The sequence below is a fragment of the uncultured Photobacterium sp. genome (genome assembly GCF_947039875.1).
In the GTDB taxonomy this organism is placed as follows: domain Bacteria; phylum Pseudomonadota; class Gammaproteobacteria; order Enterobacterales; family Vibrionaceae; genus Photobacterium.
On the sequence record NZ_CAMRAN010000071.1, the window covers coordinates 1 to 13,396 of the forward strand.

Below are 13,396 nucleotides of genomic sequence, written 5' to 3' on the forward strand. Positions count from 1 at the left end.
GACGTATCATGAACGTTCTAGGTCAACCCATTGATGAGTGTGGTGAAATCGGTGAACAAGAGCGTTACGCTATTCACCGTCCAGCGCCAAGCTATGAAGAACAATCAAATGCAACCGAGCTGCTAGAAACAGGCGTTAAGGTTATCGACCTTATCTGTCCGTTTGCTAAAGGTGGTAAAATCGGTCTGTTTGGTGGTGCCGGTGTTGGTAAGACCGTTAACATGATGGAGCTTATCAATAACATCGCCCTACAACACTCAGGTTTATCAGTGTTTGCTGGTGTGGGTGAGCGTACGCGTGAAGGTAACGATTTCTACTTTGAAATGCAGGAAGCTGGGGTTGTTAACCTTGAGAAGCCTGAAGAATCTAAAGTAGCAATGGTTTACGGTCAGATGAATGAGCCTCCTGGTAACCGTCTACGTGTTGCTTTGACTGGTTTAACCATGGCTGAGCGTTTCCGTGATGAAGGTCGTGACGTACTGTTATTTATCGATAACATCTACCGTTACACCCTTGCGGGAACCGAGGTGTCAGCACTATTGGGTCGTATGCCTTCTGCGGTAGGTTATCAGCCAACACTTGCTGAAGAGATGGGTGTGTTACAAGAACGTATTACATCAACTAAGTCAGGCTCTATCACATCAGTGCAAGCGGTATACGTACCTGCCGATGACTTGACTGACCCATCACCGGCAACAACGTTTGCTCACCTTGATGCGACAGTTGTTCTATCTCGTCAAATCGCATCGCTAGGTTTATACCCTGCGATCGACCCATTGGATTCAACATCTCGTATGCTTGATCCATTGGTAGTAGGTCAAGACCATTACGACGTTGCGCGTGGTGTTCAAAGTTTACTACAACGTTATAAAGAGCTGAAAGATATCATCGCAATCCTAGGTATGGATGAGCTATCTGAAGAAGATAAGCAAGCTGTATCGCGTGCGCGTAAGATTGAACGTTTCCTAACGCAGCCTTACCACGTAGCAGAAGTATTTACCGGTTCTCCTGGTATTTACGTATCACTAAAAGATACGTTACGTAGCTTTAAAGGTATTTTAGCTGGTGAATATGACGATATCCCCGAGCAGGCATTTATGTACTGTGGTGCGATTGAAGACGTATTAGAAAACGCCAAAAAACTGTGAGCTAATTAGGAGGCGATATGGCAGCGATAACCTTTCACCTGGATGTCGTCAGCGCTGAGAAACGTTTGTTTTCTGGTCGTGCTGAGAGTATTCAAGTAACAGGTAGCGAAGGTGAGCTAGGTATTCATGCCGGCCACACGCCATTGTTGAGTGCGATTACCCCAGGCATGGTACGTATTATTAAGCAAGGCGGCGCTGATGAGGTTATTTACCTTTCTGGTGGCATGCTTGAAGTACAACCTGGTATCGTAACTGTACTTGCTGACACCGCTATTCGTGGTATTGATTTAGATACTGCGAAAGCTGAAGAAGCAAAGCGCCAAGCTGAAGAGAGAATTCATAATCAGCATGGCGATATCGATTTTGCCCAAGCAGCTAGTGATCTAGCAAAAGCAATTGCTCAGCTACGCGTTATTGAATTGACCAAACGTTCACGTTAATCATTGAATAACAGCACCATAAAAAGCGACCTTAGGGTCGCTTTTTTTATCGTTGATCTCTGTATTTTTTAGCGGATTAATAACAACTCAATATGATTATGCGTCTTCAAACTTGTTTTAAATATGTATAAGTAAAAGTTATTTATAATGAATTTTTTTATTGGTTATTTTTTAGTTAAAATATAAAGATCATTCTTAAACCTATGTGCATCTACAGGTACAATAGGGATATATAAACTTTATATGCGTTCAGAGGAATACTCATCATGAGCTTTAGTGCTGTGATTCTTGCCGCGGGAAAAGGCACCCGTATGTACTCTAACTTACCCAAGGTACTTCATACTCTTGCTGGTAAGCCAATGGTTAAGCATGTTATCGATACCTGTAATGATATTGGCGTAAACAGTATTAACCTTGTTTATGGTCATGGTGGCGATACCATGCAGCAAGTATTAGCCAAAGAAAATGTTAATTGGGTATTACAAGCCGAGCAACTAGGTACAGGTCACGCGGTTAATCAAGCGGTACCGAATCTTGCTGATGATGAGAAAGCATTGATTTTGTACGGCGATGTACCATTAATTAGCGCACAAACGTTAGAGAATCTCCTCGATGCTCAACCAAGTGGTGGCATTGCGCTATTAACTGTTGTGTTAGATGATCCTTCCGGTTATGGCCGTATTATTCGCCGTAATGGTCCGGTTGTGGCAATCGTTGAAGAAAAAGATGCAACGGAAGAACAAAAGTTAATTAAAGAAGTTAACACCGGTGTGTTGGTTGCCAATGGTGGTGATCTTAAGCGCTGGTTAGCGTCACTTAAGAACGAGAACGCTCAAGGTGAATATTACTTAACTGATATCATCGAAATTGCACATAACGAAGGCCGTGCTGTTGAAGCGGTACACCCAGCGTTAGCGATTGAAGTTGAAGGGGTGAACAACCGTGTTCAATTAGCACGTCTTGAGCGTGCGTTCCAAGGAATGCAAGCTGAACGTCTATTAGAACAAGGTGTTATGCTTCGCGATCCAGCCCGCTTTGATTTACGTGGCTCACTACAATGTGGTACTGATGTTGAAATCGATGTTAACGTTATTATTGAAGGCAGCGTAAGCATTGGTGATAACGTGATTATCGGTGCTGGCTGTGTGCTTAAGAACTGTGAAATTGATGATAACAGTGTCATTAGCCCTTATAGCGTAATTGAAGGTGCTACTGTTGGTGAGATGTGTACTGTAGGTCCATTTGCACGTCTACGTCCAGGCACTGAATTACTGACAGGTGCGCATGTGGGTAATTTCGTTGAAATGAAGCAAGCACGTTTGGGTCTTGGTTCTAAAGCCGGCCACCTTAGCTATTTAGGTGATGCTGATATTGGCGCAAATGTAAATATCGGTGCAGGTACTATTACTTGTAACTATGATGGCGCCAATAAATTTAAAACAGAAATTGGCGACGATGTATTTGTTGGTTCAGATACTCAGTTGATCGCACCGGTTAAAGTTGCTGCTGGCGCAACCATTGGCGCTGGCTCAACCATTAACCGTAATATCGGTGAAGATGAGCTAGTGATCACTCGTACTCCTGCACGTACAATCAAAGGTTGGAAACGCCCAACTAAAAAATAGGTTTATTTTATAACTGAAAAAATGTCAGTTTAAAGTCTTAACAATAATCAAGCAGAGCTCAAGCTCTGCTTTTTTTTCGCCATATTTAGTGTTTTTGATGAGTATATTATTATCCTTTTAGTGCATTATTTTGTGATGAAAATTATTTAAAGGGTATTGCAGAATCCTTTTTATTGACGTTATACTGGTTTCACATCGAAACTTATTGTGTTGTTTAACCTTCATGTCGAAACGTAATACTCAGCAGCGCCGCCATGCTATTGCCGCAATGGTCAGTGAGCAAGGCGAAGTTAGCGTTGATGTTTTAGCGCATCATTTTTCTACTTCAGAAGTTACTATTCGTAAAGATCTCGCGGCATTAGAGGTTACTGGCTCACTACTACGTCGTTATGGTGGTGCTATTGCTATGCCTACTGAAATGGTTACTACCGAGCAAGCTGAACAAGTTTCAGTGTGTAAGTTAGCTATTGCTCAAGCCGCTGCTGAGCAAATTCGCGATCACCATCGAATCATTATTGATAGTGGCAGTACTACGGCAGCGTTGATTTCGTTACTTGGTGGCAAACAAGGCTTAATTGTGATGACCAATGCGTTGCATGTCGCCAATGCCCTTAATGCACTTGAAAACGAACCAACATTATTAATGACTGGCGGTACATGGGATCCCCATTCTGAATCATTTCAAGGTCAAGTCGCAGAATCTGTATTGCGCTCATATGATTTTGATCAGTTATTTATTGGCGCTGATGGGATTGATGTCGCTCGTGGCACCACTACCTTTAATGAATTAATGGGCTTAAGTCGAGTCATGGCTGAAGTATCACGCGAAGTGGTGGTGATGGTCGAATCAAATAAAATTGGCCGTAAAATCCCCAATCTTGAACTCGCGTGGCAAGGAATTAGCACCTTGATCACCGATGATGGTTTAAGTGACGCAGATAAACAAAGTATTGAACAACATGATGTGCGCGTTATTCGCGCGCCCGTAAACGTATAACATCAAAATAACCAAAGCAGTGGTAAAGGAATTATTATGTGTGGGATAGTGGGTGCAGTTGCACAACGTGATGTAGCTGAAATTTTAATTGAAGGTTTACGTCGTTTGGAATATCGCGGTTATGACTCCGCAGGTGTTGCGATTGTGAATTCAAACCATGAGCTTCAGCGTGTGCGCCGATTAGGTAAAGTACAAGAATTGGCTGATGCTGTTGATAATATGCCTTTAAGTGGCGGCACGGGTATTGCGCATACGCGTTGGGCAACCCATGGTGAACCTTCTGAAGCTAATGCCCATCCCCATATTTCTGGTCAACATATTGCCTTAGTTCATAACGGTATTATTGAAAACCATCAGTCATTACGTGAATTATTGCTTGAGCGTGGCTATGTATTTAGTTCACAAACTGATACTGAAGTGATCGCACATTTAGTCGATTGGGAATTGCGTTCAGCGGCGAATTTGCTAGAAGCCGTTCAAAAAACGGTATTACAGCTTCAAGGTGCATACGGTACGGTAGTGATGGACAGTCGTGATCCTGAACGAGTGGTCGTTGCTCGTTCTGGTAGTCCGCTCGTGATCGGTCTTGGTGTTGGTGAAAACTTTATTGCCTCGGATCAATTGGCGTTATTAAATGTTACTCGCCGCTTCATGTTCTTAGAAGAAGGTGATGTTGCTGAAGTAACACGACGTAAAATCTCAGTATTTGATAGCAATGGCCAAGCGGTTGAACACGTGGTGAGTGAATCAAATATTGAGCATGATGCGGCGGATAAGGGCCAATATCGTCATTACATGCAAAAAGAGATCTTTGAGCAGCCAAGTGCATTGATCAACACTATGGAAGGCCGTATTAGTAATGATCATGTGATCGTGGAAAGTATTGGCAGTGATGCGACGGCGATCTTTGATAAAGTAGAACACATTCAGATCATCGCTTGTGGTACTTCTTATAATGCCGGCATGGTTGCACGCTACTGGTTTGAATCAATTGCGGGCGTTAGCTGTGATGTTGAAATAGCTTCAGAGTTTCGTTACCGAAAATTTGTTACTCAGCCCAATAGTTTACTGATCACTCTGTCTCAATCAGGTGAAACGGCTGATACATTGGCAGCATTGCGTTTAGCAAAGCAAAAAGGCTATATGGCGGCAATGACTATTTGTAATGTGGCGGGATCATCGTTAGTTCGTGAATCTGATTTAGCCTTTATGACGCGTGCGGGGGCTGAAATTGGTGTTGCCTCGACGAAAGCATTTACTACTCAGCTAGTAGCATTATTGATGTTAGTCACGGCGCTCGGTAAGCAACAAGGCAACATTGATCGGGTTCAAGAGCAACAAATCGTGACTGCATTACATCAATTACCGACTCAAATTGAAAAAGCGTTGGCGTTTGATAAGCCCATCGAAGTGTTGGCTGAAGATTTTGCCGATAAACAACATGCATTATTTTTAGGTCGTGGTGAGTTTTATCCGATTGCCGTTGAAGCGTCGTTGAAACTGAAAGAAATTTCTTATATTCATGCTGAAGCTTACGCGGCGGGTGAACTTAAGCATGGTCCATTAGCGTTAGTGGATGCTGAAATGCCCGTTATTGTGGTGGCTCCGACCAATGATTTGCTTGAAAAGCTCAAGTCAAACATTGAAGAAGTACGTGCCCGTGGCGGGTTGTTGTATGTATTTGCAGATGATGAAGCTGGGTTTGAGGAATGTGAGGGCATGAAAATTATCACTATGCCAAAAGTGGATGAGATCATCGCCCCTATTTTCTATACCATTCCGATGCAATTATTGTCCTACCATGTTGCTTTAATTAAAGGGACGGATGTCGATCAGCCACGTAACCTTGCTAAAGCGGTAACGGTTGAATAAGAAGCCGATGATTAGCCTTAAGGCATTAGGTTAACAAGCTAAATAAGGCACCATCAGAGTGCCTTTTTTTATGTTTGATGGTCGGTACTTAAAAGCTTAATTATATTGGCATCGATAACGCTTTTTTTGCGAAATAGAAATAACGTTCTCTCAAATTACAAATGGCAATTCAAAATACAAAAAAACGGTGTCATTAACGGCTAATTGTCTGATTTTTGCTCATCCATACCCCAAAAAACTTGGCGTGTCATCTGCAAGGGCTTTCATTGGTACTAATGCTGATGATTAATGGGTGGAGTAAATATAATGGCTGAACGTAAACAAGAAATGGCGCTACGTATCAAAGAAGCGCGAGAATGGAAAGGTTTAACCCAAGTCTATATGGCGCAGCAGTTAAAAGTGGCTCGCCAAACCTATTTAGATTTAGAAACGGGTAAAACTGAGCCTAAAGTTCGCTTATTGGTGGAAATATCAGAGCTTACAGAAAGACCATTAACGTGGTTTATTTATGGTGATTTAGGGCTTGATATTATTGAGAACGAATACAAAGAAGAAATTGATCAATTGGTGCAGTGTTTTGGTTGTCTACCTCATTCAGCAAGGAAAATGATTCTGCAGCAGAGTATTCAGTTAGCGCAGTTTATGACGGAGTATACGCGTACGATCCCGCGTCGATGATAATATTGCAGAGAAAAAAGCAGCACTAAGGCTGCTTAATGGTGTCGCTATTGGGCGAGAAAAAACTTATATGCGGGGTTGTCAGTTTCATCATGCCAGTGGTAACCCAGCTTACGTAAATGGCAGGTAAATGATAGCAAGTCATGATCGGCTAATTCAAAGCCACATAAGACTCGGCCATAATCTGCACCATGGTTACGGTAATTAAATAAGCTAATATTCCATTGCCCACCTAAGGTCGATAAGAATTTAGCTAAAGCGCCGGGATATTCAGGAAACTCAAAACTATACAAGCGTTCTTGCAATGGTTTTGATGGTCGGCCACCGATCATATACCGCACATGAACCTTGGCCATTTCATCATCGGATAAATCCATAACGGGATATCCTCCCTGATGTAGATCGGCAATAATTTGATCTAATTCAGGTTGTCCTTGAAGTAAGCGTACTCCAACAAAGACATTGGCTAATTTGCTGTCGTTGTAACGGTAGTTAAACTCGGTGACTGCTCGCCCGCCAATGAGGTGGCAAAATTCAAGAAATGCCCCTGGACGTTCAGGAATAGTAACCGCCAATAACCCTTCACGTTTTTCACTTAACTCACACCGTTCTGAAACATAGCGTAAGCCATGAAAGTTAAGGTTAGCTCCAGATAAAATGGCCCCTAAATGACGTTGCTGCAGTTGCTGTTGTTCGGCGTATTTTTTTAAACCGGCAAGTGACAATGCTCCCGAAGGTTCAGCAATGGCACGTGTGTCTTCAAAAATATCTTTTACTGCGGCACAAATTTCATCACTGCTAACCGTGATCACATCATCAAGATATTGTTCACATAAACGGAAAGTTTCATCGCCAATACGTTTTACTGCAACGCCATCGGCAAACATACCCACTTGATCAAGGGTGACGGGTTGTCCTGCATCTAAAGCGGCTTTTAAACAGGCAGAGTCTTCCGCTTCGACACCGATCACTTTAATTTCTGGTAATAATTGTTTAAGTAATACCGACACTCCCGCGGCTAAACCACCACCGCCAACAGGCACAAACACATAGTCAAGGTGACCATTTTGTTGGATCAGTTCAATCCCTATCGTGCCTTGTCCAGCAATGATAGCGGGGTGATCAAACGGTGGAATAAATGTATAACCATGTTGTTGAGCGAGCATTTCCGCATGAGTTTTTGCTTCATCAAAATTATTACCATGCAGGATCACGTTGCCGCCAAAACCACGTACGGCATCAACTTTAATATCCGGTGTGGTACGCGGCATAACAATGGTGGCACTGACCCCTAACTTTTGGCTTGATAGGGCCAACCCCTGTGCATGGTTGCCTGCAGATGCTGCAATGACGCCTGCTTGACGTTGAGGCTCCGTCAGTTGAGTCATCATGTTATAAGCGCCGCGCAGTTTAAAAGAATGCACCGGTTGGCGATCTTCACGTTTGAGCTGAACATGATTACCGATACGCTCACTGAGACGGGTCATGTTTTGTAATGGTGTGACTTGTGCTACTTCATATACGGGCGCGCGTAAGATATTACGCAGATAATCAGCTCCGCTCAGTAAATATTGGTCGCTAGCAAGTTTGACATCGATCATCAGGTTATCCTTCTAGCTTTGATTTATTACGTACGGCGCCTTTGTCAGCACTGGTTGCGAGTAGCGCATAGGCTTTAAGTGCTAATGACACCTGACGTTCGCGATCGACAGGTTTCCAGCCGCGTAATTCAGTTTCTGTACGGCGAGTGGCGAGAGTGGCATCATCAACCAATAAGTTGATACTGCGATTAGGAATATCAATCGCGATCATATCGCCACTATTAATTAAACCAATAGTACCGCCACTAGCAGCCTCGGGTGAAACATGACCAATTGATAATCCCGAGGTGCCGCCTGAGAATCGACCATCGGTGATCAGAGCGCATTCTTTACCCAATCCCATTGATTTTAAGTAGGTGGTTGGATACAACATTTCTTGCATTCCTGGGCCACCTTTCGGGCCTTCATAGCGGATCACAACCACATCCCCTGCTTTGACTTTGCCACCTAAAATGCCTTCAACTGCAGTATCTTGGCTCTCAAATACCACCGCCGGTCCGGTAAAGGTTAGGCAACTTTCATCAACACCTGCGGTTTTAACGATACAGCCATCAAGCGCCATATTGCCAGATAACACCGCCAATCCACCTTCATCACTAAACGCAAATTCTCGACTACGAATACAGCCATGTTGACGATCATCATCAAGGGTGTCCCAGCGACAGTTTTGTGAAAACGCTTTAGTGGTACGAATGCCAGCAGGACCGGCACGGAAGAAATCTTTTACTGCTTGAGATTGAGTTTGGACAATATCGTAATGGCGCAGACTTTCGGCAAAGGTTTCACTCAAAATATTATGGCATTGGTTATGGAATAATCCGGCGCGATCAAGTTCTCCTAAAATGGCATAAACGCCACCCGCACGGTGAACATCTTCCATATGGTATTTCGGCGTTGACGGCGCCACTTTACACAGTTGAGGAACGCGACGTGACATTTGGTCAATATCCGCCATGGTGAAATCCACTTCACCTTCTTGAGCGGCGGCCAATAAGTGCAATACGGTATTGCTTGAACCACCCATCGCAATATCAAGTGCCATCGCATTTTCAAACGCTAATTTGTTGGCAATATTACGTGGTAATGCGGTGGTATCATCTTGTTCGTAATAACGTTTAGTCAGTGCAACAATACGTTTACCGGCATTAATGAATAGTTGCTCGCGATCGGCGTGTGTCGCTAACATTGAACCATTACCCGGTTGGCTTAAACCTAACGCTTCGGTTAAACAGTTCATTGAGTTAGCGGTAAACATTCCCGAACAGGAACCACAGGTTGGGCAGGCGGATCGTTCGATCTGTTCGCTTTGTTCGTCAGAAACGGAAGGATCCGCACCTTGGATCATCGCATCCACTAAATCGAGTTTGATCACTTGCTCTGAAAGCTTCGTTTTGCCTGCTTCCATTGGACCGCCAGAAACAAAAATTACCGGAATATTTAACCGCAATGAGGCCATTAACATTCCGGGGGTAATTTTGTCACAGTTAGAGATACACACCATGGCATCAGCACAATGGGCATTGACCATGTATTCAACTGAGTCGGCAATGAGTTCGCGGGATGGCAATGAATACAGCATGCCGCCATGACCCATTGCGATACCGTCATCAACGGCGATGGTATTGAATTCTTTGGCGATCCCGCCTGTTTGTTCAATCTGTTCGGCAACTAACTGTCCCAAATCTTTTAAGTGAACATGACCGGGTACAAATTGAGTAAACGAGTTCACTACCGCAATAATCGGTTTGCCAAAATCTTGATCTTTAACGCCTGTTGCGCGCCATAATGCGCGTGCACCTGCCATATTTCGGCCGTGGGTTGTGGTTGCTGAACGGTACTTAGGCATAACAATAAAATCCTTTTTAGTTCAGCCATCATCACGATGGCTGAAGTCATTAATTAACGTAATCGGCGGCCATTACTTTGCTGGGTATATATAGTCTAGCCAGCCCCATTTGTCGTCAGTTTCGCCATTAAATAAGCCAAAGTAATCGGTTTGTAGTTGGTGAGTGATTGGTCCGCGTTTACCTGCACCAACCGAGATCTGATCAACACTGCGTACGGGGACAATCTCAGCGGCGGTGCCCGTCATGAATACTTCATCGGCAAGGTAGAGCGCTTCTCTAGCTATATTTTCTTCGCGTACTTCATAGCCACGTTCTTTGGCGAGCACCATAATGGTGTCGCGAGTAATACCCGGCAAGATTGCACTGGTGGTTGGTGGGGTTGAAAGGACGCCGTTACGGACCACGAAAATATTTTCACCTGCACCTTCTGAAAGGTAACCGTCAACACTTAGCGCAATCCCTTCTGCATAACCGTGGCGACGGGCTTCACTGCCAACAAGCAATGATGATAAGTAGTTACCACCAGCTTTAGCTGCGGTTGGAATGGTATTAGGTGCAGCGCGGTTCCAGCTTGAAATCATCGCATCGACCCCATTTTCTAACGCTTCTTCACCTAAATATGAGCCCCATGGAAAGGCCGCTACAATCAGATCCATAATGGTATCAACCGGAGGGCAGACACCTAAACCGACATTACCGACATAGCCTAATGGGCGAATATAGGCTGAATCAAGGTTATTGACGCGAATGGTTTCGCGGCAAATTTCCATTAATTGATCGCAGCTATAAGGGATCGGAAAACGATAAATTTTGGCCGAATTAAGTAATCGTTGCATGTGCTCTGGGTGGCGAAAAATCGCCGGTCCTTTCGGTGTGTTGTAACAACGAATACCTTCAAAAACAGAAGTGCCGTAGTGCATTGCATGGGTAAGGACGTGAACATTTGCTTCTGCCCAAGGTACGATATTGCCGTTAAACCAAATAAAATCAGCTGTATTTGCCATGGTGAATTCCTTTCTTAAAATTTAATCCAAATTTTTAATTTGTGAGGTCGTAACGGTGGTTACATCCCAGAGTTTTTCTATTTGATTGATCAGAATGCTAATCGGACGATCACTATCCACAATAATTTTTATCGCAGCGATATTGCTATGGTGATTTTGGGTCGCATCCACTTTCTTGATCACAAATCCACGATGGCGAATGACCCGTAAAATACGTTCAAGTAATACCGGTTTATCGTTCGCTTTAATGGCAATTAAATATCTATCCATGATTTATGTGTTCTCCAGCATATCCTGATTTGCCGCACCAGGTGGCACCAGTGGCCATACATTTTGTTCTTCATCAATAACCACATGTAACAAATAGGCACTACTGCTTGCTAGCATTTCAGCTAATGCGGGAGCAACTTCTTCTTTACGAGTAATGGTTTTACCGGGAATATCAAATGCACGCGCAAGCATTACAAAATCAGGATTATCATCCAAAATTGTTTCACTGTGGCGACCATCAAAAAACAGTGATTGCCATTGACGCACCATGCCTAAGCGTTGGTTATTAATCAGCACCATTTTGACTGGAATTTGGCGGCGTTTAAGGGTGCCCAGTTCTTGCACATTCATCATAAATGAACCATCACCTGAGATTAATATCGATTGTGAATCAGGGTGTGCAACACTGGCTCCCATCGCGGCAGGTAAGCCAAAACCCATGGTGCCAAGTCCAGCCGAGGTAATGTAATTTTGAGGTTCACGTGGTTGAATGTGCTGTGCTGCCCACATTTGATGTTGGCCAACATCGGTCGAGACAATGCTGTTATCTGGCATCATGTCTGACAGTTGCTTGAGCAGTAAAGGCGCATAAATTAACTCCCCTGGATGATCATAACGCCATTTACCAATTTGACGTAAATGCTCGCTATGGGTTAACCAGCGGCTGATGTCTTGCCCAAGTTCAAGTTGCGGTAAAATAACATTAATATCACCACGTAAAGATGAGTTGGCATGGCGTAATTTATTAAATTCAGCCGCATCAATATCAATGTGAATTACCTTAGCTAGAGGGGCAAAGGTATCCAATTTTCCGGTAACACGATCATCAAATCGTGCGCCAACAACGATTAATAAATCAGACTCTTGTACGATTAAATTTGCAGCTTTAGTCCCATGCATTCCCAACATGCCGAGGTAATGTGGATCATGACGGGCGACTGAGCCTAAGCCTTTAAGGGTACTGACTGATGGCATAGGATTTAGGGTTAAAAATTGGCGCAGTGTCGCAGTTGCTTGGGCTATTTGTACACCCCCACCGACATACAGCACGGGTCGCTGACATTGTGCCAATAATTGTTGCGCTATCTCGATAGCGGCAGTTGTCGCTATTGGTAACGGAGGTGGAATTACTGTTGGAAGCACCGTTGCTGGTGCTGTTGCCAATTGCACATCTTTGGCGATATCAACAATCACGGGTCCTGGACGGCCACTTTGAGCAACCACAAAAGCCTCCGCTAATGTTGGCGCAAGATCGTTAATATCGGTCACCAAATAGCTGTGTTTGGTGCATGACAGTGACATGCCAATCACATCCATTTCTTGAAAAGCATCAGTGCCAATGTGTGAGCTTGCTACTTGACCGGTAATAGCAACCAATGGCACTGAGTCCATTAAAGCATCGGCTAATCCGGTGACTAAATTGGTTGCACCTGGCCCTGATGTTGCCATGCAGACTGCAACACTTTGGGTTGATCGTGCCATGCCAATGGCTGCCATTGCAGCCCCTTGCTCGTGACGACATAAAATATGCTCAACGCCCCCATCATAAAGCGCATCATAGATAGGCATGATCGCGCCACCTGGATAGCCAAAGATGGTTGTTATTCCCTGCTGTTGCAGCGCTTTTACGACTAACTCTGCCCCTGTCATCGCTGCTCCTTGCATGTGTGGTTAAAATAAAATTAATCCTGATTGAGGATTTAGATTTGCTGATTTAAAAAAGCCCCCGAACTTTTCAGTGCGGGGGCTTTACTGTGTTTTGGTCGCATTAACGTACGCCTACACATCCCCTGCGCAGTGAAATAATCACCACGATGACGTTAATAATGAGTATTAGGGATGTTGCTTTTATGCGCATAATTGTCCAATTTTTATTGTTTAGTTGTTGCTATACCTAAGTGGTAACACAGATCT

11 protein-coding genes are annotated in these 13,396 nt (G+C 43.9%); 6 read left to right on the forward strand and 5 right to left on the reverse strand.

What is annotated here, in order from left to right; translation table 11 throughout:
* From atpD to Q0V26_RS17005, 6 genes are all read left to right on the forward strand, one after another.
* On the forward strand, positions 1 to 1,148 hold a 1,148-nt coding region (gene atpD / locus Q0V26_RS16980), incomplete at its 5' end, for a F0F1 ATP synthase subunit beta (protein ID WP_297486012.1).
* Between the two features lie 17 nt (positions 1,149 to 1,165).
* Positions 1,166 to 1,588 (forward strand): F0F1 ATP synthase subunit epsilon, encoded by a 423-nt coding sequence (locus Q0V26_RS16985; RefSeq protein WP_297486015.1) that lies wholly within the window; start codon positions 1,166 to 1,168, stop codon positions 1,586 to 1,588.
* A gap of 266 nt (positions 1,589 to 1,854) precedes the next feature.
* A complete protein-coding gene (glmU, locus tag Q0V26_RS16990) occupies positions 1,855 to 3,213 on the forward strand; it encodes a bifunctional UDP-N-acetylglucosamine diphosphorylase/glucosamine-1-phosphate N-acetyltransferase GlmU (protein WP_297486018.1) in 1,359 nt (452 codons plus the stop codon).
* A 223-nt stretch (positions 3,214 to 3,436) separates the two neighbouring features.
* On the forward strand, positions 3,437 to 4,210 hold the full coding sequence (locus Q0V26_RS16995; protein WP_297486021.1) for a DeoR family transcriptional regulator: 774 nt from the start codon (positions 3,437 to 3,439) through the stop codon (positions 4,208 to 4,210).
* A 36-nt stretch (positions 4,211 to 4,246) separates the two neighbouring features.
* Positions 4,247 to 6,082, forward strand: a complete 1,836-nt coding sequence (gene glmS / locus Q0V26_RS17000; RefSeq protein ID WP_297486024.1) for a glutamine--fructose-6-phosphate transaminase (isomerizing) — start codon at positions 4,247 to 4,249, stop codon at positions 6,080 to 6,082.
* Positions 6,083 to 6,388: 306 nt separating this feature from the next.
* Positions 6,389 to 6,760: a helix-turn-helix transcriptional regulator gene (locus Q0V26_RS17005; protein ID WP_080159068.1), complete on the forward strand. Its 372-nt coding sequence runs from the start codon at positions 6,389 to 6,391 to the stop codon at positions 6,758 to 6,760.
* 47 nt (positions 6,761 to 6,807) lie between these two features.
* On the opposite strand, the gene ilvA is transcribed toward Q0V26_RS17005, so the two are convergent.
* From ilvA to ilvG, 5 genes are all read right to left on the reverse strand, one after another.
* Positions 6,808 to 8,361: a threonine ammonia-lyase, biosynthetic gene (gene ilvA / locus Q0V26_RS17010; protein ID WP_080159069.1), complete on the reverse strand. Its 1,554-nt coding sequence runs from the start codon at positions 8,359 to 8,361 to the stop codon at positions 6,808 to 6,810.
* 4 nt (positions 8,362 to 8,365) lie between these two features.
* On the reverse strand, positions 8,366 to 10,207 hold the full coding sequence (gene ilvD / locus Q0V26_RS17015) for a dihydroxy-acid dehydratase (RefSeq protein WP_297486029.1): 1,842 nt from the start codon (positions 10,205 to 10,207) through the stop codon (positions 8,366 to 8,368).
* A gap of 72 nt (positions 10,208 to 10,279) precedes the next feature.
* Positions 10,280 to 11,212, reverse strand: coding sequence for a branched-chain-amino-acid transaminase (ilvE, locus tag Q0V26_RS17020; RefSeq protein WP_297486032.1), 933 nt, complete (start codon positions 11,210 to 11,212; stop codon positions 10,280 to 10,282).
* A 21-nt stretch (positions 11,213 to 11,233) separates the two neighbouring features.
* Entirely contained in the window at positions 11,234 to 11,482 is a 249-nt protein-coding gene (gene ilvM / locus Q0V26_RS17025; protein ID WP_297486035.1) for an acetolactate synthase 2 small subunit, read from the reverse strand.
* A 3-nt stretch (positions 11,483 to 11,485) separates the two neighbouring features.
* On the reverse strand, positions 11,486 to 13,132 hold the full coding sequence (gene ilvG, locus Q0V26_RS17030; RefSeq protein ID WP_297486038.1) for an acetolactate synthase 2 catalytic subunit: 1,647 nt from the start codon (positions 13,130 to 13,132) through the stop codon (positions 11,486 to 11,488).
* Positions 13,133 to 13,396 lie beyond the last annotated feature (264 nt).